The organism is Streptomyces sp. NPDC053069, assembly GCF_044546895.1.
GTDB lineage: Bacteria > Actinomycetota > Actinomycetes > Streptomycetales > Streptomycetaceae > Streptomyces.
This window is the reverse complement of sequence record NZ_JBITZN010000012.1, coordinates 164,266-187,670: the sequence shown is the minus strand read 5'-3', so window position 1 is coordinate 187,670 and position 23,405 is coordinate 164,266. Positions and strand designations below refer to the sequence as shown.

Annotated in this window: 20 protein-coding genes and 1 pseudogene; 12 read left to right on the top strand and 9 right to left on the bottom strand. The window is 70.6% G+C overall.

The window, feature by feature from the left end:
* Positions 1 to 89: 89 nt before the first annotated feature.
* Positions 90 to 950, top strand: coding sequence for a serine protease (locus tag ACIGXP_RS26920; protein ID WP_399772409.1), 861 nt, complete (start codon positions 90 to 92; stop codon positions 948 to 950).
* Between the two features lie 99 nt (positions 951 to 1,049).
* Here ACIGXP_RS26920 and ACIGXP_RS26915 read toward each other — a convergent pair whose 3' ends face one another.
* Positions 1,050 to 1,280: a hypothetical protein gene (locus ACIGXP_RS26915; protein ID WP_363215039.1), complete on the bottom strand. Its 231-nt coding sequence runs from the start codon at positions 1,278 to 1,280 to the stop codon at positions 1,050 to 1,052.
* A gap of 438 nt (positions 1,281 to 1,718) precedes the next feature.
* Here ACIGXP_RS26915 and ACIGXP_RS26910 point away from each other — a divergent pair, with 438 nt between their 5' ends.
* From ACIGXP_RS26910 to ACIGXP_RS26885, 6 genes are all read left to right on the top strand, one after another.
* Positions 1,719 to 3,842 (top strand): DNA topoisomerase IV subunit B, encoded by a 2,124-nt coding sequence (locus ACIGXP_RS26910; protein WP_363215040.1) that lies wholly within the window; start codon positions 1,719 to 1,721, stop codon positions 3,840 to 3,842.
* Between the two features lie 775 nt (positions 3,843 to 4,617).
* The gene (locus ACIGXP_RS26905) at positions 4,618 to 5,139 is read left to right on the top strand and encodes a DUF1453 domain-containing protein (RefSeq protein ID WP_399772404.1); all 522 of its coding nucleotides are present in this window, start codon (positions 4,618 to 4,620) and stop codon (positions 5,137 to 5,139) included.
* Positions 5,136 to 6,287, top strand: a complete 1,152-nt coding sequence (locus ACIGXP_RS26900) for a histidine kinase (protein ID WP_363215042.1) — start codon at positions 5,136 to 5,138, stop codon at positions 6,285 to 6,287. Before ACIGXP_RS26905 ends, ACIGXP_RS26900 begins: the two co-directional genes overlap by 4 nt.
* Positions 6,284 to 6,973: a response regulator gene (locus tag ACIGXP_RS26895; RefSeq protein WP_399772401.1), complete on the top strand. Its 690-nt coding sequence runs from the start codon at positions 6,284 to 6,286 to the stop codon at positions 6,971 to 6,973. Before ACIGXP_RS26900 ends, ACIGXP_RS26895 begins: the two co-directional genes overlap by 4 nt.
* Positions 6,974 to 7,043: 70 nt before the next feature.
* A complete protein-coding gene (locus ACIGXP_RS26890) occupies positions 7,044 to 7,529 on the top strand; it encodes a DUF485 domain-containing protein (protein WP_399772398.1) in 486 nt (161 codons plus the stop codon).
* Complete coding sequence (locus ACIGXP_RS26885; RefSeq protein WP_399772395.1) at positions 7,526 to 9,118, top strand: cation acetate symporter; 1,593 nt, start codon at positions 7,526 to 7,528, stop codon at positions 9,116 to 9,118. The genes ACIGXP_RS26890 and ACIGXP_RS26885 overlap by 4 nt, the downstream gene beginning before the upstream one ends.
* 25 nt (positions 9,119 to 9,143) lie before the next feature.
* Here ACIGXP_RS26885 and ACIGXP_RS26880 read toward each other — a convergent pair.
* The 3 genes and pseudogenes from ACIGXP_RS26880 to ACIGXP_RS26870 form a co-directional block, all read right to left on the bottom strand.
* Positions 9,144 to 9,419: pseudogene (locus tag ACIGXP_RS26880) on the bottom strand (IS5/IS1182 family transposase); the annotation flags it as partial.
* A 95-nt stretch (positions 9,420 to 9,514) separates the two neighbouring features.
* Positions 9,515 to 9,913 (bottom strand): hypothetical protein, encoded by a 399-nt coding sequence (locus ACIGXP_RS26875; protein ID WP_399772393.1) that lies wholly within the window; start codon positions 9,911 to 9,913, stop codon positions 9,515 to 9,517.
* A gap of 165 nt (positions 9,914 to 10,078) precedes the next feature.
* A complete protein-coding gene (locus ACIGXP_RS26870; protein WP_363215047.1) occupies positions 10,079 to 10,771 on the bottom strand; it encodes a response regulator in 693 nt (230 codons plus the stop codon).
* Between the two features lie 157 nt (positions 10,772 to 10,928).
* Between ACIGXP_RS26870 and ACIGXP_RS26865 the strand changes: the two genes are divergently transcribed.
* From ACIGXP_RS26865 to ACIGXP_RS26855, 3 genes are all read left to right on the top strand, one after another.
* Complete coding sequence (locus ACIGXP_RS26865) at positions 10,929 to 11,744, top strand: ABC transporter ATP-binding protein (protein ID WP_363215048.1); 816 nt, start codon at positions 10,929 to 10,931, stop codon at positions 11,742 to 11,744.
* Complete coding sequence (locus ACIGXP_RS26860; RefSeq protein WP_399772389.1) at positions 11,734 to 12,597, top strand: ABC transporter permease; 864 nt, start codon at positions 11,734 to 11,736, stop codon at positions 12,595 to 12,597. Before ACIGXP_RS26865 ends, ACIGXP_RS26860 begins: the two co-directional genes overlap by 11 nt.
* Before the next feature lie 68 nt (positions 12,598 to 12,665).
* Positions 12,666 to 13,715, top strand: coding sequence for an ABC transporter substrate-binding protein (locus tag ACIGXP_RS26855; protein WP_399772387.1), 1,050 nt, complete (start codon positions 12,666 to 12,668; stop codon positions 13,713 to 13,715).
* A 10-nt stretch (positions 13,716 to 13,725) separates the two neighbouring features.
* On the opposite strand, the gene ACIGXP_RS26850 is transcribed toward ACIGXP_RS26855, so the two are convergent.
* The 4 genes from ACIGXP_RS26850 to ACIGXP_RS26835 all read right to left on the bottom strand — a co-directional run bounded on the left by ACIGXP_RS26850 (position 13,726) and on the right by ACIGXP_RS26835 (position 18,431).
* The gene (locus ACIGXP_RS26850) at positions 13,726 to 14,406 is read right to left on the bottom strand and encodes a response regulator (RefSeq protein WP_363215051.1); all 681 of its coding nucleotides are present in this window, start codon (positions 14,404 to 14,406) and stop codon (positions 13,726 to 13,728) included.
* Positions 14,403 to 16,082 carry an ATP-binding protein gene (locus ACIGXP_RS26845; protein ID WP_399772383.1) on the bottom strand — a complete coding sequence of 560 codons (1,680 nt, stop codon included), beginning with the start codon at positions 16,080 to 16,082 and terminating at the stop codon, positions 14,403 to 14,405. The genes ACIGXP_RS26850 and ACIGXP_RS26845 overlap by 4 nt, the downstream gene beginning before the upstream one ends.
* Before the next feature lie 85 nt (positions 16,083 to 16,167).
* On the bottom strand, positions 16,168 to 17,109 hold the full coding sequence (locus ACIGXP_RS26840; RefSeq protein ID WP_399772381.1) for a sucrase ferredoxin: 942 nt from the start codon (positions 17,107 to 17,109) through the stop codon (positions 16,168 to 16,170).
* A gap of 53 nt (positions 17,110 to 17,162) precedes the next feature.
* Complete coding sequence (locus ACIGXP_RS26835) at positions 17,163 to 18,431, bottom strand: citrate synthase (protein ID WP_399772378.1); 1,269 nt, start codon at positions 18,429 to 18,431, stop codon at positions 17,163 to 17,165.
* Positions 18,432 to 18,543: 112 nt separating this feature from the next.
* Here ACIGXP_RS26835 and ACIGXP_RS26830 point away from each other — a divergent pair, with 112 nt between their 5' ends.
* On the top strand, positions 18,544 to 19,710 hold the full coding sequence (locus ACIGXP_RS26830) for a citrate synthase (RefSeq protein WP_399772376.1): 1,167 nt from the start codon (positions 18,544 to 18,546) through the stop codon (positions 19,708 to 19,710).
* A 135-nt stretch (positions 19,711 to 19,845) separates the two neighbouring features.
* Positions 19,846 to 20,931, top strand: coding sequence for a CobW family GTP-binding protein (locus ACIGXP_RS26825; RefSeq protein WP_399772374.1), 1,086 nt, complete (start codon positions 19,846 to 19,848; stop codon positions 20,929 to 20,931).
* Here the strand turns inward: ACIGXP_RS26825 and ACIGXP_RS26820 are convergent.
* Positions 20,928 to 23,387 carry a DNA topoisomerase (ATP-hydrolyzing) subunit A gene (locus tag ACIGXP_RS26820; protein ID WP_399772371.1) on the bottom strand — a complete coding sequence of 820 codons (2,460 nt, stop codon included), beginning with the start codon at positions 23,385 to 23,387 and terminating at the stop codon, positions 20,928 to 20,930. The genes ACIGXP_RS26825 and ACIGXP_RS26820 overlap by 4 nt on opposite strands.
* Between the last annotated feature and the right edge of the window lie 18 nt (positions 23,388 to 23,405).

Sequence of the window (23,405 nt, the reverse complement as noted above, 5' to 3'; positions counted from 1 at the left end):
CCCCGTGGGAGCCGGGCCTTCGTGCTGCGCACAGCCGCGTCGTGGATCACTCTGGGTGTCCCAGCACGAACCCGGAGTGAGGAGCCTGCATGCGCCGTTCCGTTGCCCGGTCACTGATCCGGCCGCTTGCCCTGGCGGCCACCATGACCGTGATACCCCTGGTCCACGCCACACCCGTGGCCGCCGACAGCGTTGTCGTAGGGGGCTTTTCGATAGACGTCTCGCAGGCTCCCTGGACGGTCGCACTGTCCAGTCGTGACCGATTCGGCGGTACCCGGGCAGGCCAGTTCTGCGGTGGCGTGGCGGTCGCCCGCACCACGGTGCTCACCGCCGCCCACTGCATGGGCGACGACGTCCTCGGGGCCCCGCCGAACCGTGTACACGACCTGAGGGTCATCGCGGGCCGCACCGATCTGCTGTCGGGCGGGGGTCAGGAGATCGCCGTACGTGACGTCCGGATCAACCCGGGATACGACGACGAGACCCACGCCGGTGACTTCGCCGTACTCACTCTCGCCAAGGAACTGCCCCAGAGCGCCGTCGTCGCCATGGCGAGTGCGGGTGACCCGGTCTACACACCGGGCACCCAGGCACTGGTCTCCGGATGGGGGGACATCACCGGCGCGGGCGCCTACCCGCACACGCTGCACGCCGCACGCGTGCGTGTGCTGTCCGACGATCTCTGCGCCCGCGCCTATCCGGGCGGCCCTGACGGCACCTACCGTGCCGACAGCATGCTCTGCGCCGGAGAACCCGCCGGCGGGCCGGACGCCTGCCAGGGCGACAGCGGTGGCCCGCTGGTGGCCGCGGGGCGGCTGATCGGGCTCGTGTCCTGGGGGAGCGGCTGCGGCAGGCCGGGTAAACCCGGCGTCTACACCCGCATATCCGACGTCGTGCGAAGCCTTCAGGCGGTCTCAAGGAACCAGAAACAGCCCCACGGGCGCCCCTGAGGCGTCCGTACGGGGCATGAGCGCGGGCGGTCGCTCCTCTGGAGGAGCGACCGCCCGTTCACCGGCCTGTGCCGGGCTGGCTCGTCGGGTGTGCGAGATTCAGCGCTCTTCGTCGGTGGGGGTGTTCGGAACGGACGTCAGTCGCTCCGTCTCGTCCTGTATCTCAGCGGCGATCTTCTTGAGTTCCGGCTCGAACTTGCGACCGTGGTGGGCGCAGAAGAGCAGTTCTCCGCCGCTCAGCAGGACGACGCGCAGGTATGCCTGGGCGCCGCAGCGGTCGCAGCGATCGGCGGCCGTCAGCGGGCTCGCGGGGGTCAGAACAGTAGTCACGTCGCCTCTTCTCTAGCTCGACGAGCTGTCGTACCAGGGTCAACATCCAACCAGCCCGAAAACGTTCCCGCTCGTGGCTTTTCCTTGAAAAAACTTCCAGGGCGGCTGGTTGCTGCCGGTTGGCGGCGAATGTGCCGTAGTGCGTCTCTTGAGTGCTTACGGTTTCGCGCTGTGGTGTGTCTTGGTCCTCCCGGCCGGGTTGCCGGTTGTTCATGAGGACGTGCCCGGAGCCTAAATGGTTCATGCCTCCAAGGGAACGTGATGTGTACTTCACTCCATCGAGGGATCGAACGTGTATACGAGTCTGGACTAGTCTGAGTTCTCGACGAGGGTGGCGTTACACCGGCTCTACCAGGCCTCGGTACCCTCTGAGCGGCGACCGAAGCCGCCCCCTTACCCAGTAGGGGGCCCACTGAAATTCAGCGAGGAGCGAACCGCGTGACCGCCGATACGTCCGTGCCGTCCACAGCGCTGCTGGCAGGAGCAGACCGGGACGGTTCCAACTACACCGCGCGGCACCTGCTCGTCCTCGAGGGCCTCGAGGCCGTGCGCAAGCGCCCGGGCATGTACATCGGCTCGACCGACAGCCGCGGTCTGATGCACTGCCTGTGGGAGATCATCGACAACTCCGTGGACGAGGCCCTCGGTGGCTACTGCGACCACATCGAGGTGGTCCTCCACGACGACGGCTCCGTCGAGGTGCGGGACAACGGCCGCGGCATTCCCGTGGACGTGGAGCCCAAGACCGGCCTGTCCGGCGTCGAGGTCGTCATGACCAAGCTGCACGCGGGCGGCAAGTTCGGCGGCGGCTCGTACGCCGCCTCCGGCGGTCTGCACGGCGTCGGCGCCTCCGTGGTCAACGCCCTGTCCGCCCGTCTCGACGTCGAGGTGGACCGCGGCGGCCACACGCACGCCATCAGCTTCCGGCGCGGCGTGCCGGGCGCCTTCGCGGCCGACGGCGCCGAGGCGAAGTTCGAGGCCAAGAGCGGCCTGCGCAAGGCCAAGAAGATCCCCAAGACCCGGACCGGCACGCGGGTGCGGTACTGGGCCGACCGGCAGATCTTCCTCAAGGACGCCAAGCTCTCCCTGGAGAACCTGCACCAGCGCGCCCGTCAGACGGCCTTCCTGGTGCCGGGCCTGACCATCGTCGTCCGCGACGAGTACGGCCTCGGCGAGGGCGGCAGCAAGGGCGAGGAGTCCTTCCGCTTCGACGGCGGCATCAGCGAGTTCTGCGAGTATCTGGCGGGCGACAAGCCGGTCTGCGACGTCCTGCGCTTCTCGGGCCAGGGGACCTTCAAGGAGACCGTCCCGGTCCTGGACGAGCACGGTCAGATGACCCCGACCGAGGTCACGCGTGAGCTGGGCGTCGACGTCGCCCTGCGCTGGGGCACGGGCTACGACACCACGGTCCGGTCCTTCGTCAACATCATCGCCACGCCCAAGGGCGGCACCCATGTCGCCGGCTTCGAGCAGGCCCTCACCCAGACGATGAACGACGTGCTGCGGGCCAAGAAGCTGCTGCGGGTGGCCGAGGACAACATCGTCAAGGACGACGCCCTGGAGGGCCTCACCGCCGTCGTCACCGTGCGCCTGGCCGAGCCGCAGTTCGAGGGGCAGACCAAGGAGGTCCTCGGCACCTCGGCGGCCCGGCGCATCGTGAACAACGTGGTCACCAAGGAGCTGAAGGCGTTCCTGACCGCCACCAAGCGGGACGCCGCCGCGCAGGCCCGGGTCGTCATGGAGAAGGTGGTGGCCGCCGCCCGTACGCGCGTCGCGGCTCGCCAGCACAAGGACGCCCAGCGGCGCAAGACCGCCCTGGAGTCCTCGTCCCTGCCGGCGAAGCTCGCCGACTGCCGCAGCGACGACGTCGACCGCAGCGAGCTGTTCATCGTCGAGGGCGACTCCGCGCTCGGTACGGCCAAGCTGGCGCGGAACTCCGAGTTCCAGGCCCTGCTGCCGATCCGCGGCAAGATCCTCAACGTGCAGCGGTCGTCCGTGACCGACATGCTGAAGAACGCCGAGTGCGGCGCGATCATCCAGGTCATAGGAGCGGGCTCGGGCCGCACCTTCGACATCGACCAGGCCCGCTACGGCAAGATCATCATGATGACCGACGCCGATGTGGACGGCTCCCACATCCGGTGCCTGCTGCTCACACTCTTCCAGCGCTACATGCGTCCCATGGTCGAGGCCGGCCGGGTCTTCGCCGCGGTGCCGCCGCTGCACCGCATCGAGATCGTCCAGCCGAAGAAGGGCCAGGACAAGTACGTCTACACGTACTCGGACCGCGAGCTGCGCGACAAGCTCATGGAGTTCCAGAGCAAGGGCATCCGGTACAAGGACTCCATCCAGCGCTACAAGGGTCTGGGTGAGATGGACGCCGACCAGCTGGCCGAGACCACGATGGATCCCCGTCACCGCACCCTGCGGCGTATCAACCTCTCCGACCTGGAGGCTGCCGAACAGGTGTTCGACCTGCTGATGGGCAACGACGTCGCACCACGCAAGGAGTTCATCTCCAGCTCGGCGGCGACGCTGGACCGGTCGCGCATCGACGCGTAGCCGCTGCACTGGGCTTCGGCCGAGTGGGCTGGGGCCGACTGGCTTCGGCCGAACGGGGGCTCTGTCCTCGCGCTGGCCGAGAGGGCCTTGTCCGGGGGTCGGCGCGAGCGGAGGCGGCTGAGCGGGGTCGACGGGGCTTGTGGGCCGGCGGAGTGGCGACGACTGGTCGTTCTTCGCCGGTCGCTTGGTCGAGGGCCGGCCGAGTGCCGGCGGAGTGGAGGTGCGGTCGGTCGTGGCCGGCGTCTTTCGTCGTCCACCGGCTCATCCCTTCCGTACCCAGGCCGACGCGCCTGCACCGGTCGGACGGCAGCTCACGTCGCCCGCGCAGGTCGGGCGGGAGTCCGTGTGGTCGGCGCCGGTCAGGGCAGGTTGTCGGTGCCGGTCGGGCGGCAGTCCAAGTCGTCGGCACCGGGCGGCCGGGAGTGCGTGTTGTCGGCTCCGGCCGGCAGCGAGATCGCGTCGCCGGCACTGGTTGGCCAGGGGTCTCCGCGCAGTCGGCGCCGGTCGGGCGTGAGCCGGCGACGCTGCGCCGGTCGGCGGGGAGACCATGCTGGCGGCGCCGGTCGGCCCGGTACCTCGCCATGGCCGACCACGCCTTCTTCCGACCCCGCTTCCGCCCTGACCGGTCTCTACACCCGTGGGTGGAGAGCGACCGCTCCAGGTTTCCACCCCTGATCCACCCCGGCGCCGATCTCCCGACCTGCGCTTTTCCGTAGCTTCGTAGGTGTCGGCAGCGCCCGCTCCCGGCACCACCTTCTCGCTCACGGAGGCTCTGATGTCCGGGCTCGTCAACGCGCTGGTGATAGGGGCCGTCGCCGCCACGGTGATCGCGCGGCAGTTCCGTGCCCGCGCGATCAGCACCGACCGGCGCTGGTGGCTCGTCCCGGTCATCCTCGCCGTCGTCGCGCTGCGCGAGCCCGGCATCCTGGACGCCCACCACCGCGCGGTATCCGCCGTACTGCTCGCGGTGGAGCTGCTCATAGGTGTGGCCACCGGCGCCGGCTGGGCGTGGACGACCCGCGTCTGGCGGGCTCCGGACGGCGTCGTATGGACCAAGAGCACCAAGGCAAGCCTCGCCGTATGGGGCGTGGGCATCGCCCTGCGGATCGGTCTCTACGCCCTCGGCCTCGCGCTCGGCCTGCACCAGAACAGCTCCGCTCTGATGCTCACCCTCGGCGCCACGCTGCTGGTCCGCGACGGCATCCTGGTCTGGCGGGCGCAGCCCCTCGGCCCCGCGGACCGTCCGGCCCCGGCGTACGGTGACGGCATGCGGTCGGCCTGGAAGGAGCGCGTGTGACGGAGTACGCCTTGACCCGCTGGCCGTCGCGAGAGGCGCTCGGCCGCGAGGGTACCTCCCGCACCCGGCGCATGATCGCCTGGGCCGTGAGACTGCTCGTGCTCGTGCTGCTGCTGTGGAGCGCCTTCAGCCAGAGGCATGTCGGCGTCTGGAGCGGACTCGCGGCAGCGGCGGGAGTTCTCCTCGCCGCTCTCGTCTCCTGGGCCTTCTTCCGGACCACCTACCAGCACCGGCTGGTTCCCTCCCTCGCCTTCATCGGCATCCTCCTGGGGATCGCCGTCGTCGCCGAGGCAACGGGGTTCACAGCGCCGGCCCTGGTGCTCTGGTGCGGCTGCGGAATCAGCGCCCTGGAGCGGCTCCCGCTGGGAGCAGCAGTACCCGTGGCGTCGGTCGCGCTGGCCTCGTACTCCGCGTTCAACAACGACGCATGGCTGACCACGGCCGCCACCGTGGCCGGCATGGCCCTCGCCGGATACGTCCTGCGGCTGGACGCGGAGGCCCGCGGCAACGCGCAGCGGCTCCTTGCCCAGGAGCGTGCCGCCCGGTCGGCCGAAGCCGAGTCCGCAGCGCTGGCCGAGCGAGCGCGGATCGCACGAGAGATCCACGACGTGCTGGCCCACAGCCTCTCGGCGCAGCTGGTGCACCTGGAGGCGGCCCGGCTGCTGATCGAGAACGGCGCGGACCGCGAGCGGATCCTGGAGCGGGTGGTGGCCGCGCGGGGCATGGCTCGCGACGGACTCGCCGAGACCCGGCAGGCCCTGTCCGCGCTGCGGGGCGAACTGACCCCGCTGGAGGACTTCCTGGGCGAACTCGTCAGCGGAGCCGACGGCGCCGAGGTCACCGTGACGGGTGAGCGCAGGCCCCTGTCGGCCGAGGCCTCCCAGGCCGTGCGCAGAGTGGCCCAGGAAGCACTGACGAACGTCCGCAAGCACGCCCACGGTGCCAAGGTGCAGCTGCGGCTCGACTACAGCGAACACGAAGTGACGCTCGCGGTACGGGACTCGGGCGGGCGGCCGGGTGAACTGACGGGGTCGGGGGGCGGATACGGTCTGCTGGGCATGCGGGAGCGTGCCGAGCTGCTGGGCGGCTCTCTGGACGCGGGGCCGGGCGAGGAGGGGTTCGTGGTGACGCTGAAGGTACCTGTATGACGGAGACGGAGGGGGAGAAGAAGCCCGCACGGGTGGTGGTCGCCGACGACCAGACCGTGGTCCGGGAGGGCATCGTGATGCTGCTCGGACTGCTGCCCGGTGTGGAGGTCGTGGGTGCCGCGGGAGACGGCGAGGAGGCGGTGCGCCTGGTGGCGGAACTGGCCCCGGACGTCGTCCTGATGGACCTCAGGATGCCCCGCTGCGACGGCGTGGAGGCCACCCGGCGGATCCGGGCGCAGCACCCCGGGACCCAGGTCGTGGTGCTCACCACATTCGCGGACGACGAGTCGTTGTTCCCCGCGCTGCGCGCCGGCGCCCGGGGCTATCTGACCAAGGACGCGGGCGGTGACGAGATCGTGCGTGCCGTGGAGAGCGTGCTGTCGGGGGACGCGGGTCTGTCGCCGAGCGTCCAACGCCGGTTGCTGGAGCGGCTTTCACAGCCCGAGCCCAGCCCGCCGGTGACCGCCGATACGCCGCCCGACGGGCTGACCGCGCGGGAGACCGAGGTCCTGCTGCTGATCGCCGAAGGACTCAGCAACCAGGAGATCGCCCGCAAGCTGCATGTGTCGACCGCGACCGTGAAGACACACATCAACAATCTCTTCTCCAAAACGGGACTCAAGGACAGGGCACAGGCGGTGCGTTACGCCTACAGCAAGGGGCTGGTGCGGCCGCCCACGCAGTGAAGTCACCTGATGGGGTGAAGAGCCGAGAGAAGAAGAGTCGGGGATCTTCCGGGTCTGTCCATCCTTGGGCATGCAGTCAAGCAATGATCGTCCTCGGGGAGCCGGGGACGAGGACCCCTGGTGCGACGCGTTGGCCTCCGGTTGGGACGAGCTGGACGGCGCCGGTGTGCCGGTGCCCGCCGTACCGTCCGCTCGCGGGGAGCGGAGCGGAACGGCCGTCCGTGCCCGGGACGTGTACGCCGAGGTGCAGCGCAGTGCGGCCTTCCAGGAGGTGCGCACCAGGTACCGGCGGTTCGTCGTGCCGGGAGTCGCCGTGTTCCTCGTCTGGTATGTGAGCTATCTGGTCACCGCCACGGCCGCTCCGGGGCTCATGGCCCGGCCCGTGGCCGGGGCGGTGAACGTGGGCATGCTGGCCGGGCTGGGACAGTTCCTCACCACGTTCCTGCTCACCTGGGCCTACGCACGGCATGCGCGGCTGCGCCGGGACCGGGCGGCGCTGGAGCTGCGCTGGGACACCCAGGAACTGACCCGCGGGGCACGGGGAGGCGCCTCGTGACCGATCGGCACCAGGTGCTGGCGCTGCTGCTGTTCAGCGGCTTCGTGGCCGTCACGCTCGGGATCACGACGTGGGTGAGCCGTCGCCGGCACGGTTCGGCGGAGGAGTTCTATGCGGGAGGGCGGTTGTTCTCTCCCATGGAGAATGGTTTTGCCATCGCGGGTGACTACATGTCGGCCGCCTCCTTCCTCGGGGTCACCGGGCTGATCGCGCTGTACGGGTACGACGGGATGCTGTATGTGGTGGGCTTTCTCGTGGCCTGGCTGGTGGTGCTGTTCTTCGTGGCCGAACTGGTCCGCAACTGCGGGCGGTTCACGCTGGCCGACGTGGTGGCCGCGCGGATGCGAGAGCGGCCGGTGCGGATCGCGGCGGGAACTTCCTCGGTCACGGTGTCCGTTCTCTACCTGGTGGCGCAAATGGTCGGCGCGGGCAGTCTGGTGGCGTTGCTGCTGGGGCGGACGAGCGGAGCTGCCGGGGCATGGGCGGTCGTCGGGGTCGGCGCGCTGATGGTGATCTATGTGTCGTTGGGAGGGATGCGGGCCACCACCTGGATCCAGATCGTGAAGGCGGTCCTGCTGCTGGGCGGCACGGTCGCGCTGACCGTGCTTCTCCTGCTGCGCTTCCACGGTGACGTCGACCGGTTGCTGCTCACGGCCGCCGAGCGCAGCGGTCATGGAAGGGCGTTCCTGGCGCCGGGCCTCAAGTACGGGGGCACCTGGACCGCCCGCCTGGACTTCATCAGCCTGGGACTGGCCCTGGTGCTGGGCACGGCGGGACTGCCGCACATCCTGTCGCGCTTCTACACCGTGCCCACCGCGCGGGCCGCCCGCCGCTCCGCGGTGTGGTCCATCGGGCTGATCGGCGGCTTCTATCTGATGACGATCGTGCTCGGCTTCGGAGCGGCCGCGGTCGTGGGGCCGGATGCGGTACGCGGTTCGAACGCGGCAGGGAACACGGCGGTGCCCCTGCTCGCACTGGAGCTGGGCGGCGGCGCGGGTTCCACCGGCGGAACGGTTCTCTTCGCGGTTGTCGCCGCCGTCGCGTTCGCCACGATCCTCGCCGTGGTCGCCGGCATCACGCTTGCCTCATCGGTGTCGGTGGCGCACGACCTGTACGCGTCGCTGCGGCGGTCTCGCCCCACGGCGCGCAGCGAGGTGACGGTGGCACGGTGGGCGGCGGTCGGCACCGGCGTCGTGGCGATCGCGCTCGGTCTGCTGGCCCGTGATCTCAACGTCGCCTTCCTCGTCGGTCTCGCGTTCGCCGTCGCCGCGTCGGCGAACCTTCCGGTACTGCTGTATTCGCTGTTCTGGCGAGGTTTCACCACCCGCGGTGCGGTGTGGGCCGTGTACGGCGGGCTGATCCCGGCGCTGGGACTCGTGCTGCTCTCCCCGGTGGTGTCCGGCAGCCCGGGCTCCCTCTTCCCGGACGTCGACTTCCAGTACTTCCCGTTGCAGAACCCGGGCATCGTCTCCATCCCGCTCGGCTTCCTCGCCGGCTGGCTGGGCACGGTCACCTCGATCGAGGTCGCGGACGAGGCCAAGTACGCCGAGACGGAGGTACGGTCGCTGACCGGCGCCGGTGCCGCCTAGCCGGGCACGCGGTCCGTCCGGCGTGGCGGGTGGCGATCCCTCGCCACTGTTTCAAGCGGTTGAAGCAGCGTTCGACTACGTTGCGCCGCTCACAGAGACGCCTGTCGAAGGCCGGCGGGCGCCCGCCGCGACGGCCGCGCCGGAGCCGGTGGCGGATCTGGTCGGACCGTTCCGGGAGGGTGTGGCCGACGCCCCGCCGCCCGAGCCAGGCCCGGATCGCTTCGTAAAGGCGAGCGGACGCCCCAGGGAGTCGCCCGCCAGGTGAATCCTGCTGGTCAGGCCGCCTCGGGCCTGGTCGGCCTGGAGCATCCGCTCGAATCTGCCGTACAGGGCCCACCGGCGGAACCGGGTGCTGCCTCGCAACGACTCGGGCAGCAGCGGCCACTCCCACTCGTCTCAGTTTCTGCGGCACCGCGCGACGACGAACAGGGTGCCGCCTGTGATCAGGGCGACCAAGGCCGCCGCAGCCGCGTACCAGGGCAGCGCGCCGGTGCCCGTGTCGGCCATCGAGCCTTGCCCGGTGCTGCCCGAAGCCGCGGTGCCGGATCCGGCCGAGGCGGAGCCGGAGGTGCCGCCGGAGGCCGAACCGCCGCCGGAGCCGCCCCCGGAGGAGGAGCCGCCCCCGGAGGAGGAGCCGCCCCCCGAGGAGGAGCCGGAGCCGTCGCCCTGGGAGTCTTCGGCGGTCACCGTGCTCGCCGCGGTGTTGTCCTTGGCGTTGCTGTCCGGGGTCGACGGCGTCACCTTGATGGAACCGGGTGCGAGGTCGGCCGGCTTGTCGATGCGGAGGTCGAACACGAACGGCGTGAGCTGTCCGGCGTCGAAGTACGAGTCGTTCTGGTCCCGCCCGCCCTTGAGAGGGCTGGGCCAGTGAACGTCTCCGGAACCGGCAAGACCAGCCCTGCCAAGCAGCCGTCACCCTCGCCCAGCTCCTGATGTGGGGGTGAGACTTGAAGACGACTCCTAGGGCGCCACCCAGGCGTACCGGTGCTCGGGCCGGCCGGTGTCGCCGTACTTCAGGGACAGCCGCAGGCGGCCGGCCTGTTCCAGGTGGCGGAGGTAGCGCTGGGCCGTGGAGCGGCTCAGGCCGGTCCTGGCGGCCACCTCGTGGGCCGACAGCGGCTGGCCCGCGCGGTGCAGGACACCGCAGATCAGATCGGTCGTGGGCTCCGAATGGCCGCTCGGCAGGCCGGGCGCGGACGGTGCGGGAGCGGCGCGCAGCGCCCCGAAGATCCGGTCCACCTGCTCCTGGCCCGTCAGGCCCCGGCCGCCGACGCGGTCCACCGTGCGGCGCAGGGCGGCATAGGAGTCGAGGCGGGCGCGCAGGGCGGCGAAGGTGAAGGGTTTGACCAGGTAGTGCAGGGCGCCCAGGCGCATCGCCTGCTGGACGGTCGTCACATCGCTGGCCGCGGTGATCATGATGACATCCGTGCCGTGGCCCTGCTCCCGCATGCGGTGCACCAGGTCGAGACCGGTCCGGTCCGGCAGATAGTGATCGAGCAGGACCAGGTCGATGCCGCCGCGCTCGACGGCGGCCAGGGCCTGGGCGGCGCTGTGCGCGCGGGCGGCCACCCGGAAGCCGGGAACCTTTCCCACGTACTTGGCGTTTATCTCAGCGACGCGGAAGTCGTCGTCCACGACCAGGACGTCAATCATCAGGCCTCTCCTAAGGCCGGCGAGCGTTAAGCCCGTGTTTCGTGCTCCGCAGTTGTAGCGCGAGCAAAATGAGCACAACAGGCTCTTGCGAGCAAAAGAAGGGCTTGTGCTCACAAGACTCCTGCTGTGGCCGGGGCCACACCTACCGTCCCGGGCCATGAGCGCACACACCAGCCCCGCCATTGAGCTGCGGGGCGCGAGCAAGACCTTCAGAACCCCGTCAGGGGGACTGCACACGGCCGTGCGCGGTCTGGACCTCACCGTCGAGCGCGGCGAGTTCGTGGCCGTCGTAGGACCGACCGGCTGCGGTAAGTCCACCACGCTGACGCTGGTCAGCGGCCTGGAGGAGCCCACTGAGGGCGAGGTGCTGGTGGCCGGCGAGCCGGTCGACGGCGTCGGCGACAAGGTCGGTTTCGTCTTCCAGCAGGACGCCACGTTCCCCTGGCGCACGGTCCTGTCCAACGTCATGGCCGGCCCGCGCTTCCGGGGCGTACCGAAGGCCGAGGCCAAGGAGAAGGCCCAGGAGTGGCTGGCCCGCGTCGGACTCGCCGCCTTCGAGGACCGCTATCCGCACCAGCTCTCCGGCGGCCAGCGCAAGCGCGTCGCCCTCGCCGCCACTTTCGTCAACGACCCCGAGATCCTGCTGATGGACGAGCCGTTCTCGGCGCTGGACGTGCAGACGCGGGCCCTGATGTCGGACGAACTGCTGGAGCTGTGGGAGGGCACGGGAGCCTCCGTCGTCTTCGTCACCCATGACCTTGAGGAGTCCATCGCGCTCGCGGACAAGGTCGTCGTGATGACCGCCGGCCCCGCGACCGTGAAGCAGGTCTTCGACATCGACCTGCCCCGGCCGCGCAAGGTCGAGTCGGTGCGCCTTGAGCCGCGGTTCATCGAGATCTACCGCGAGATCTGGGAGTCCCTCGGCGAAGAGGTCCGCATCACCCGCGAAAGAGGTGCCGCCCATGTCGCCTGAGGTCATCAGCACGCCGGTCGTCGACACGGCCAAGGTCCCGGACCGCGCCCAGTCGCGGGCCCAGGCCGCCCGCCGCCGCAAGGCCCTCGTCTCCGCCGCGCGCGTGCTGCTCCTGGTGGCCGTGCTGGGCCTGTGGGAAGGGCTGTCCCGGGCCAAGATCATCGACTCGTTCAACTTCTCGATGCCGTCGCAGATCTGGGACCAGATCTGGACCTGGGTCATGCACGGAACCGCGCTCGGATCGCTCGGCGAACAGATCTGGTACACCCTCTACGAGGCACTCCTCGGCTGGGTCTTCGGTGTGGTTGCCGGTGTGTTGCTCGGCATTGCGCTCGGGCGGATCAGATTGCTCGCCGAGGTCCTTGGTCCATACATCAAGGTTCTCAACTCGATTCCCAGGATCGTCCTGGCGCCGATCTTCCTGATCTGGTTCGGGCTCGGACCGTCCTCCAAGGTCGCCTCCGCCGTCGTGCTGGTCTTCTTCCCGGTGTTCTTCAACGCCTTCCAGGGCGCCCGGGAGGTGGACCGCAACCTGGTGGCCAACGCCCGCATCCTGGGCGCCAGCGACCGCCGGGTCACGCTCCAGGTGGTCATCCCGTCGGCCACCTCCTGGATCTTCACGAGCCTCCACGTCAGCTTCGGCTTCGCGCTCATCGGCGCCATCGTCGGCGAGTACATCGGCGCCACGAAGGGCATCGGCCTGCTCGTCTCCCAGTCGCAGAACACCTTCAACTCGGCCGGTGTGTACGCCGCGATGGTCATCCTCGCGGTCGTCGCCCTCGCCGCCGAAGGACTGCTCACCTTCGCCGAGCGCCGCATCTTCCGCTGGAAGCCCGCCGGTTCCGACGACTGACCGGCCCCGCCCCGGACCAGCCCCCCCACGCCTTCCCCGCACCGCCCTCTCACAAGGACGTGAACCGCATGCGCAACACCGCCAGACACGCCTCCCTGGCCGCCGCCGGCCTGCTCGCCCTCTCCTCGCTCACCGCCTGCGCCAACGACGCGGCCAGCTCCACCGCCGACACCGGAGGCGGCGGCAAGGGTGAGACGGTCAAGATCATGGTCGGTGGCCTCGACAAGGTCATCTACCTGCCCGCCATGCTCACCCAGCGACTCGGCTACTTCCAGGCCGAAGGTTTGAATGTCCAACTCCTCAGCGAGCCCGCCGGTGTCCAGGCCGAGACCGCGCTCGTCTCCGGCCAGGTGCAGGGAGCGGTCGGCTTCTACGACCACACCCTCGATCTGCAGACCAAGGGCAAGTCGGTGGAGTCGGTCGTCCAGTTCTCGCACGCGCCCGGTGAGGTCGAGGTCGTCTCGGACAAGGCGGCCGGAGACCTGACCTCGCCCAAGGACTTCAAGGGCCGCAAGCTGGGCGTGACCGGGCTCGGCTCCTCCACCGACTTCCTCACCAAGTACCTGGCGGTCAAGAACGGCGTGAACGTCAGCGAGTTCTCGCCCGTCGCCGTGGGCGCAGGACCCACGTTCATCGCGGCCCTGCAGAACGGGGCGATCGACGGCGGTATGACCACCGACCCGACCGTCGCCACGATCCTGGACAAGAAGGCCGGGAAGGTCCTTCTCGACATGCGCACCCCCGAGGGCTCGCAGAAGGCACTGGGCGGGCCGTACCCGTCGTCAAGTCTGTACATGCAGACGGACTGGGTGAACGGGCACAAGGACACCGTCCAGAAGTTGGTCAACGCATTCGTCAAGACGCTCAAGTGGATGTCCACCCACAGCGCCGACGAGATCGCCGCGAAGATGCCCGCCGACTACTCCCAGGGCAACAAGGCCCTCTATGCACAGGCCATCAAGAGCACCCTGCCGATGTTCACCGACGACGGCGTGATGCCCCAGGGCGGCCCGGAGACCGTTGAGAAGGTCCTCAAGTCGTTCAACGCCAACATCAAGAACGCCAAGGTCGACTTGAGCAAGACCTACACGACCGAGTTCGTCAACGCTGCCAAGTAGACGAGTCCGCTCAGCCGCGGGTCGCCCACACGTAACGGTGTTCCGGGCGGCCCGCGTCGCCGTATTTGAGGGTCAGCCGCGCCCGTCCGGTGCGCTCCAGGAGTTTCAGATACCGCTGGGCCGTCTGCCGGCTCACCCCGGTCCGCTCGGCGATCTCCTGGGCGGACAGCGCCCCTTCGGCGTTCATCAGCGCCTGGCGCACCAGCTCGGCCGTCGTGGGGGAGTGCCCCTTGGGCAGCGCGGGCTCCGACGGCGCGGACAGGGCGCCGAAGATGCGGTCCACCTGGGCCTGTTCGGCCTCGCCGCCGCCGTCCAGGGTGCGCCGCAGCTGCGCGTACGCCTCCAGTTTGGTGCGCAGACCGGTGAAGGCGAACGGCTTCACCAGGTACTGCAGCGCCCCCTGCCGCATCGCGGCCTGGACGGTCGACACGTCCCGCGCCGCCGTCACCATGATCACGTCGGTCTCGTGGCCGCGCCGGCGCATCTCCCGCACGACCGCCAGACCGGTGTCGTCGGGCAGGTAGTGGTCCATGAGGACCAGGTCCAGCCGCGGCAGCGTCTCCACCTGGCGCAGCGCTTCGGCGGCGCTGTGCGCCTCGCCGACGACGTGGAATCCCGGCACCTTCGCCACGTACGCGGCATTGACCCGGGCGACGCGGGTGTCGTCGTCCACGACCAGGACCTCGATCATCGCGCCCCCTCCTCGGTGAGGGCGGCAGGCTCGGCGGACTCGTCGAGTACCGAGGGATCCAGCTCAGGATCGGTCAGCGTCTCCGGCAGGACCACGGTGAACTCCGCACCGCCGCCGTCCGCCGCGTCCACCGTCGCGCTCCCGCCGTGCCGTTCGGCGAGCCGACGCACCAGTGAGAGCCCGATGCCACGCTTGCCGTGCGCTGGCGGCTGCTTGGTGGACCAGCCGTCAGCGAAGACCAACTCCCGCTGCTCGGCCGGGATCCCGGGGCCCGTGTCGCGCACTCTGAGCACCACCGTACGGCCCTCGGTGCGCAACTCGACCTCCACGCGCGCGTGGAGCGTGCCGGCGACCGCGTCGAGGGCATTGTCGACCAGGTTGCCGACCACTGTGACAAAGCCCCGCGGATCGATCAGCCGGTCGGGCAGCCGGGTGCGCTCGGACACCCACAGCGCGACACCGCGCTCGGCCGCCACGGTCGCCTTGCCGACCAGCAGCGCGGCCAGCAGGGGATCCTGGATCTTCTCGGTGACCTGCTCGGCCGTGGCCCGGTGGTCGCCGACCACCTCGCCGACGAACTCCACGGCGTCATCGTACATCTCCAGTTCCAGCAGTCCGAGCAGGGTGTGCATGCGGTTGGCGTGCTCGTGGTCCTGGGCGCGCAGGGCGTCGATCAGTCCGCGCGTGGAATCCAGTTCGCGCCCCAGCCGCTCCAGCTCGGTGCGGTCGCGCAGGGTGGCCACGGCGCCGCCGTCGTCGGTGGGCATGCGGTTGGCGACCAGCACCCGCTGGCCGCGCACGGTCAGCAGGTCGGTGCCGGTCACCCGGCCGGCCAGCACGTCCGTCGTACGGCCCGCACCGAGCGCCGCGTCGGGGGTCTGTCCGACGGCCTCGTCGCCGATGCCCAGCAGCCGCCGCGCCTCGTCGTTGAACAGGCGGATACGGCCGCCGCGGTCGAGGGCGACCACGCCCTCACGGATGCCGTGCAGCATCGCCTCGCGCTCCGCGAGCAGCGCCGAGATGTCGGAGAAGGCCAGGTCCCGGGTCTGCCGCTGGACCCGGCGGGAGATCAGCCAGGCGGCCAGCGCACCCACGGCGAGGGCACCGCCGGCGTAGGCCAACAGCCCCGGGATCGCGCTGATCAGCCGTGCCCGCACACTGTCGTAGGCGATACCGACCGAGACCGCGCCGATGATGCGGTGGTGTACGTCGTACAGCGGCACCTTGCCGCGCGCGGAGCGGCCCAGGGTGCCGGTGTCGATCTGCATGACCTTGTGGCCGGCCAGCGCCTCTTCCGGGGAGGTCGAGACATGGTCGCCGATCTCCGAGGGGGTGGTGTGCGACCAGCGGACGCCCCGTCGGTCCATCACGACGATGTATTCGGCGTGGGTGGCGTGCCGGATCCGCTCGGCCTCCTTCTGCACCGGTCCGTCGGTGGTCGGCGGGGTCGTCAGGACGCCCTCGGCGATCTGCGGGTCCTGGGCCGTGGTCTCGGCGATGGCCAGCGCCCTGCGCATCGCCTCCTGGTCCAGCTGCCTGCTCAGCGGCGCCAGGAACAGTCCGGTCGCGAGCACCGCGACCCCCGCGGCGATCGCCACCTGCATCAGCAGCACCTGCGAGAAGACCCGCCGTGGCATACCGAGACGCAGACGGCGTGCGGAGGGCGTGGGGCTCATACCCATGACGGTACGTGGAAGGACTCACCACGCCCCAGGGGGTGTGGTGGGGATCTCTTGACCAGTTCTTGAACGAGGTGGCCGCTCAGCTCGCCAGCGCCGTCGGCCTCAGCTCGCGCACGTCGACCACGTCCATCCGCGCGGGCGTCCCCAGCACCGCCGCGCCACAGCTCTCCGGACGGGGCGGCAGCGACGCGCCCTGCGCCACGGTCACCCGCCAGCGTCGGCCGTCGGCGTGTCCGACGGTGACCTGCCAGCGCGGAGCCCTGCCGTCGGTCCGTACGATGCTCAGCACCCCCGCCCGGTACTCGCCGGCGGCCGACCGGACGGCCAGCTCGGCCGCCTGACCGGGCCGTTCCCAGGCCGAGCACCCCCGGCAGCCCTCGACCACGACGCGCCCTTCCTGGACGCCGTGCAGCGCCTCCTTGACGGTGTGCGCCTCGACGCGGCCGTAGGCGTAGCCGTACGGCAGGACGAGCACGGTCGGCGAGAAGCGATGTCCACCCAGATGGGTGACCTCCCAGACGCCGCGCACTTCGGAGGCGGCCAGTTCGGCGGCCAGGGGGCGGCCCAGGAGGGCGCAGCAGCGGTCACGCTTGCCGTTGGTGCACACCAGCGCGAGCGGGTCGCCGCGGTGCGGCCGGCCGTCGAGCGCGGTGCCGAAGGAACGGTGGTCACCCGCTCCGAGGGCGGCGAAGTCCAGTCCGAGCAGCCGCCGGGGATCGCGGATCCTGGCGCTGTGCAGCCAGGTGCGGCCCGGCATGGTGTGGGCGGCGTACAGCTGCCGGACGGAGGGCCTGCCCGGGTCGGCGTGACGTCCGGGGCGCCGGATGAGCGCGACGCGTACGCCGGTTCCCTCGGCGGCCGACTCCAGGGCCCGGCCCAGTGAGGGGTCCAGGTGACTCGAAGTGAGCGCCTTGGCGCCCCACGGGCCGGGTTGTTCCAGCAGCAGCCACGTCGTCGCCGTGGCCGCCGTGCCGGAAACGGGCTCGTCGAGGCTCCGGGAGACGGTCGCGCACCTACTCACAGAGGTGAGCCTAACCTGACTCTTCCTGGGGCGACTTCCGGTGTCGTCGTGTCCTACTCCGGGAGGGGCTGCGGAGGCCGCGGGCCGACGTAGTGGCCGACGGGGCGCATGCGCAGGGGGCGCTCGCCGTACTCCTCCAGGGCGTGCGCGATCCAGCCCGCCGTACGTGCGACGGCGAAGATCGTCTCGCCTGCCGTTGCGGCCATGCCGCTGGACGCGGTGAACACCGCCAGGGCCAGGTCGACGTTGGCGTGCAGCGGGGTGTGCCGCGCGGTCGTCGCGACGATGTCACGGGCGGCGAGCAGGGCGGACTCCGCGCGCGGGACCTGCTCCAGAAGGCCGAACAGCACACGCGCGCGGGGATCCTCGCCGGTGTACAGCCGGTGGCCGAGCCCGGGGATGCGGCGGCCCGCGCGCAGTTCGTCGGCGATCACCGGGACCGCCGTGCCCTGGTCGAGCACGTCGAGCAGCATGCGGTGGGCCATGCCGCTCGCGGCACCGTGCAACGGGCCCTCCAGGACGCCGAACCCGGCCGAGACGGCCGCGTAGACGTGTGCGCGGGCCGAGGCGGCGACCCGGACCGCGAGCGTGGACGCGGCCAGGTCGTGGTCGGCGAGCAGGGCGAGCGCGGTGTCCAGGACGCGTAGCGACGCCTCGTCGGCCGGGCGGCCGGTCAGCCGGCCCCACAGCCGGTGGGCGAGCGGGTCGTCGTCCTCGTGGGCGTGCCGGGCCGGCGGCAGCGCGGCGACGAGGGTCGGGATGAGGATGCGTGCGGTGTTCAGCACGGCGTCCTCCGACAGGTCGAAGCGCAGCGGGTCCTCGGCCGCCGCGGCGATCGCCGCGACGCGCAGCCGGTCGGTGGGGGAGGCGTGCTCGCTCAGGGCGTTGACGGCGCGGCGGGCCACCTCGACGGTGGGTCCGGGCGCGGAGAAGGCGACGCCCGGGGTCAGCCGGCCCGTCCACAGCCATTCCGCGACCTCCTCGTAGGAGTGACGGAGCGCCATCTCCACGGCGTCGACGCCCCGGAAGAAGTACCGGTCCCGCTCGATCAGCGTGATCCGCGTCCGCACGGAGAGGTCCCCGCCGGCGCCCGGGCTCACGGCCGCCTCGCGCCGGTGGCGCCGGGCGAGGGCCTCGACCTCCTTCGCCTCGAAGGTGCTGGACCGGCCGCCGGGCTCGCGTCTGCTGCTGAGCAGGCCGCGGCTCACGTACGCGTACACGGTCTCGGGCTTCACACCGAGCAGTTCGGCGGTCTCCTTGGTGGTCAGCCTCCGCCCGGGACGGCCGGGCGGGATGGGTTCGGCGGGTTCGTGTGCGCGCATGGGGGTCACCGTAGCCGCCTCCGCATACCTTGATCGCGTGCATTGATTGAATCAATATTGACAACAACTTAGTCAAGCATGGACAGTCGAATCAAGTCCAGGGAGGAGAACCATGGCCGTCAACAGGACCGCAACCCCGCTCATCGACGCACCGCGCGGTCTCGCCGGCGTCGTCGTCACCGAGACCGAGATCGGCGACGTCCGCGGGCGGGAGGGCTTCTACCACTACCGCCAGTACTCGGCCGTCGAACTGGCACGGACCCGGGGCTTCGAGGACGTCTGGCACCTTCTGGTGCACGGTTCGCTGCCGGACGGGGAGCGCCGCGCCGCCTTCTCCGCCGAGACCGCGGCACTGCGCCGGCTGCCGCAGGAGGTCCGGGCGGCGCTGCCCGCGATCGCCGCGGCAAGCCGCCTCTCCGGCCCGCTGTCCGGACTGCGCACGGCCCTGTCGCTGCTGGGTTCGGCGCGGGGGCTGCGGCCGGTGTACGACATCGACGCCGACCGGCGCCGCGCCGACACCGTGGCCGTCTGCGCGGCCGTACCCACGCTGCTCACCGCGCTGTACCGGCTCGGACAGGGCCTCGACCCGGTCGAGCCGCGCGAGGACCTCCGCTACGCGGCCAACTACCTGTACATGCTGAACGGTGAGGAGCCCGAGCCACGGCGGGCGCGTGCCGTCGAGCAGTACTTGATCTCCACCATTGATCATGGATTCAATGCGTCGACCTTCACCGCCCGCGTCATCGCCTCCACCGGTGCCGACGTGGCCGCCTGCCTGACCGGAGCCGTCGGCGCCCTGTCCGGTCCGCTGCACGGAGGCGCGCCCAGCCGGGCCCTGGACACCCTGGACGCCATCGGCACACCGGACCGGATCGACCCCTGGATCCGGGAACGGGTGCTCGCCGGTGACCGGATCATGGGCTTCGGGCACGCCGTCTACCGCACGGAGGACCCGCGTTCGCGGATGCTGCGGGAGATCGCCCTCGGATTCGGCGGTCCGCGCGTGGACTTCGCGGTGGAGGTCGAGCGCCGTGTCGAGGCGATCCTCGCCGAGCTGAAACCCGGCCGCGAACTGCACACCAACGTCGAGTTCTACGCCGGCGTGGTCATGGAACTCTGCGGCCTGCCCCGCGAGATGTTCACTCCCACCTTCGCCGCCGCACGGGTGGTGGGCTGGAGCGCCAACCTCCTGGAACAGGCGGCCGACTCGAAGATCATCCGGCCGGTGGCGCGGTATGTCGGGCCGCAGCCGCCGGTCGCGGTACCGGCCGCCCGCTGACCGCGCGAGACGACAGCAGCGCCCTCTTATGCTGGTCCGGCAGCCGGTCCTCAGGGCCCCGGTCCACAGGGTCACCCCGTCCAGAGGGGCCCGGGTCCGCCAGGGCCACCCCGTCCACAGCAGAGAGGTCACCCGTTGGGGAACAGCAGCGGTCCGCAGATCCCGGTCGTCGTGCTCGCCGGTTTCCTGGGCTCCGGGAAGACCACGCTCCTCAACCACCTCCTGCACCGCAGCGGAGGCAGCCGCATCGGGGCGATCGTCAATGACTTCGGGGCCATCGAGATCGACGCGATGGCCGTCGCGGGCGCCCTCGGCGACTCCACCGTCTCGCTGGGCAACGGCTGCCTCTGCTGTGCCGTCGACGCCGGCGAACTCGACCTCTACCTGGACCGGCTCGCCGACCCGGACACCGGCATCGACGTGATCGTCATCGAGGCCAGCGGGCTCGCCGAACCCCAGGAACTCGTGCGGATGGTGCTGGCCAGCGAGCACCCGAGGGTCGTCTACGGCGGTCTGGTCGAGGTCGTGGACGCCGCCGAGTTCGACGACACCCGTGCCCGGCACCCCGAGATCGACCGGCATCTGGCCCTCGCCGACCTGGTCGTGGTCAACAAGCTCGACCGCGCCGTGGACGGTGAGCGGATCCTCGGTCTGGTGCGGTCCCTCACGGACCGCGCCGCCGTGGTCCCCGCCACCTACGGCCGGATCGACCCGGAGTTCCTCTTCGACTGCAGGCCGAGCGAGGAGCGCATCGGGCAGCTGTCCTTCGACGACCTGCACGAGCACACCGGGGACGACGAGCGCGAGGAACACGCCGGTCATCTGCACACCGGCTACGACAGCCTGTCCTTCACCTCCGAGGTCCCCCTGGACCCCCGCCGGCTCATGCGGTTCCTGGACAGCCGGCCCGAGGGGCTGTACCGGATCAAGGGGTACGTCGACTTCGGACCGTACGACCCCCTCAACCGGTACGCCGTGCACGCCGTCGGCCGGTTCCTGCGCTTCTACCCCGAGAGCTGGGGCGCCACCGGCGACCGCCGCACCCAGCTCGTGCTGATCGGCTCCGGCATCGACACGGAAGTCCTCGGCCAGGAGCTCAAGGGGTGCCGGAACGACGCCCCACACGCCGACGAACACGGCATGTGGGGTGTCCTGCGCTATGTCCAGGGCTCCGAGCAGGAGCCCGGCCCGGAGCCGTACGAGACGTCGTACGAGGCCTAGAACACCGGCCCCGCGACCACCGACACCGTCTTGGCCAGTGACGTGCCCGAGCCGTCCCGGCGCGGGTCCAGCTCCGGCAGCTCCACCGGGGTGCCGGTCTTCTGCGCCGCACGCGCGGGAGCGGGTCCCGCCCAGGCCAGCGACAGGCAGTCCTCGCCCTTCAGGAACCGCTGGCAGCGCACACCGCCCGTGGCCCGGCCCTTGCGCGGGTACTGGTCGAACGGCGTCAGCTTGGCCGTCGTCTGCACCGAGTCGTCCAGCGTGCCGCGCGAACCCGCCACGGTGAACACCACCGCGTCGGCCGCGGGGTCGACGGCCGTGAAGGAGATGACCTTCGCGCCCTCGGCGAGCTTGATGCCCGCCATACCGCCCGCCGGGCGGCCCTGCGGGCGCACGATGGACGCCTGGAAGCGCAGCAGCTGCGCGTCGTCGGTGATGAAGACCAGGTCCTCCTCGCCGGTGCGCAGCTCCACCGCGCCGACGATCCGGTCGCCCTCCTTGAGGGTGATGACCTCCAACTCCTCCTTGTTGGAGGGATAGTCGGGCACCACACGCTTGACGACACCCTGCTCGGTGCCGAGCGCGAGGCCCGGCGACGACTCGTCCAGCGTGGTCAGGCAGACCACGGTCTCGTCGTCCTCCAGGGAGACGAACTCCGCCAGCGGCGCCCCTCCGGACAGGTTCGGGGCCGTGGCCGTCTCCGGAAGCTGGGGCAGGTCGACCACGTTGATCCGCAGCAGGCGCCCCGCCGAGGTCACCGCGCCGATCTCGCCGCGCGCGGTCGCCGGAACCGCGGAGACGATCACGTCGTGCTTGACGCGCCTGGCGCCGGCCTGATCCGGGAACGGCTCGGCGGTCGCCGTACGGGCCAGCAGACCCGTCGAGGACAGCAGCACCCGGCACGGGTCGTCGGCCACCTGCAGCGGCACCGCGGCCACCGGGGCGCCCGCCGACTCCAGCAGCACGGTGCGCCGGTCGGTGCCGAACTTCTTGGCCACGGCCGCCAGTTCCGCGGAGACCAGCTTGCGCAGCTCCGCGTCCGAGTCCAGGATCCGGGTCAGCTCCGCGATCTCCGCGGTGAGCTTGTCCTTCTCCGCCTCCAGCTCGATGCGGTCGTACTTGGTGAGCCGGCGCAGCGGCGTGTCGAGGATGTACTGCGTCTGCACCTCGCTCAGCGAGAAGCGTTCCATCAGGCGCTCCTTGGCCTGCGCGGAGTTCTCACTGGACCGGATCAGCCGGATGACCTCGTCGATGTCGACCAGCGCGGTCAGCAGGCCCTCGACCAGGTGCAGCCGGTCGCGCTTCTTGCCGCGGCGGAACTCGCTGCGCCGCCGGACCACGTCGAAGCGGTGGTCGAGGTAGACCTCCAGCAGCTCCTTCAGACCCAGCGTGAGCGGCTGGCCGTCGACCAGCGCCACGTTGTTGATGCCGAAGGACTCCTCCATCGGCGTCAGCTTGTACAGCTGCTCCAGGATCGCCTCCGGCACGAAGCCGTTCTTGATCTCGATGACCAGGCGCAGGCCGTGCTCACGGTCGGTGAGGTCCTTGACGTCGGCGATGCCCTGGACCTTCTTCGCGTTGACCAGGTCCTTGATCTTCGCGATGACCTTCTCGGGGCCGACCGTGAAGGGCAGTTCGGTGACCACCAGGCCCTTGCGGCGGGCGGTCACCGTCTCGATCGCGACCGTGGCGCGCATCTTGAAGGTGCCGCGGCCCGAGGCGTACGCGTCGCGGATGCCGTCCAGGCCGACGATCCGGCCGCCGGTGGGCAGGTCCGGTCCCGGCACGTGCTTCATCAGCGCGTCCAGGTCCGCGTTCGGGTACTTGATCAGGTGGCGGGCGGCCGCGATGACCTCCCGCAGGTTGTGCGGCGGCATGTTCGTCGCCATGCCGACCGCGATACCCGAGGAGCCGTTGACCAGCAGGTTCGGGAAGGCGGCGGGCAGCGCCACCGGCTCCCGCTCCTGGCCGTCGTAGTTGGGTGCGAAGTCGACCGTGTCCTCGTCGATCGACTCGGTCATCAGGCTCGTCGCCTCGGCCTGGCGGCACTCGGTGTACCGCATCGCGGCCGGCGGGTCGTCGTTGCCCAGCGAACCGAAGTTGCCGTGCCCGTCGACGAGCGGCACACGCATGGAGAAGGGCTGCGCCATGCGCACCAGGGCGTCGTAGATCGACGCGTCGCCGTGCGGGTGCAGCTTGCCCATGACCTCGCCGACGACGCGCGCGCACTTCACATAGCCGCGGTCGGGGCGCAGGCCCATCTCGTTCATCTGGTACACGATCCGGCGGTGCACCGGCTTGAGGCCGTCCCGTGCGTCCGGGAGGGCGCGCGAGTAGATGACCGAGTACGCGTACTCGAGGTAGGAGCCACGCATCTCGTCCACGACGTCGATGTCGAGGATCCTCTCCTCGAACGAATCGTCGGGCGGCGGGGTCTTCGTGCTGCGGCGGGCCATCGCTGCCTGGCTCCTTCT

Excerpts from the sequence above, each read along its gene's own strand:
- ACIGXP_RS26920 (WP_399772409.1), top strand. The coding sequence starts at position 90 with ATGCGCCGTTCCGTTGCCCGGTCACTGATCCGGCCGCTTGCCCTGGCG.
- ACIGXP_RS26905 (WP_399772404.1), top strand. The coding sequence starts at position 4,618 with ATGTCCGGGCTCGTCAACGCGCTGGTGATAGGGGCCGTCGCCGCCACG.
- ACIGXP_RS26895 (WP_399772401.1), top strand. The coding sequence starts at position 6,284 with ATGACGGAGACGGAGGGGGAGAAGAAGCCCGCACGGGTGGTGGTCGCC.
- ACIGXP_RS26890 (WP_399772398.1), top strand. The coding sequence starts at position 7,044 with ATGCAGTCAAGCAATGATCGTCCTCGGGGAGCCGGGGACGAGGACCCC.
- ACIGXP_RS26870 (WP_363215047.1), bottom strand. The coding sequence starts at position 10,771 with ATGATTGACGTCCTGGTCGTGGACGACGACTTCCGCGTCGCTGAGATA.
- ACIGXP_RS26865 (WP_363215048.1), top strand. The coding sequence starts at position 10,929 with ATGAGCGCACACACCAGCCCCGCCATTGAGCTGCGGGGCGCGAGCAAG.
- ACIGXP_RS26860 (WP_399772389.1), top strand. The coding sequence starts at position 11,734 with ATGTCGCCTGAGGTCATCAGCACGCCGGTCGTCGACACGGCCAAGGTC.
- ACIGXP_RS26855 (WP_399772387.1), top strand. The coding sequence starts at position 12,666 with ATGCGCAACACCGCCAGACACGCCTCCCTGGCCGCCGCCGGCCTGCTC.
- ACIGXP_RS26850 (WP_363215051.1), bottom strand. The coding sequence starts at position 14,406 with ATGATCGAGGTCCTGGTCGTGGACGACGACACCCGCGTCGCCCGGGTC.
- ACIGXP_RS26845 (WP_399772383.1), bottom strand. The coding sequence starts at position 16,082 with ATGAGCCCCACGCCCTCCGCACGCCGTCTGCGTCTCGGTATGCCACGG.
- ACIGXP_RS26835 (WP_399772378.1), bottom strand. The coding sequence starts at position 18,431 with ATGCGCGCACACGAACCCGCCGAACCCATCCCGCCCGGCCGTCCCGGG.
- ACIGXP_RS26830 (WP_399772376.1), top strand. The coding sequence starts at position 18,544 with ATGGCCGTCAACAGGACCGCAACCCCGCTCATCGACGCACCGCGCGGT.
- ACIGXP_RS26820 (WP_399772371.1), bottom strand. The coding sequence starts at position 23,387 with ATGGCCCGCCGCAGCACGAAGACCCCGCCGCCCGACGATTCGTTCGAG.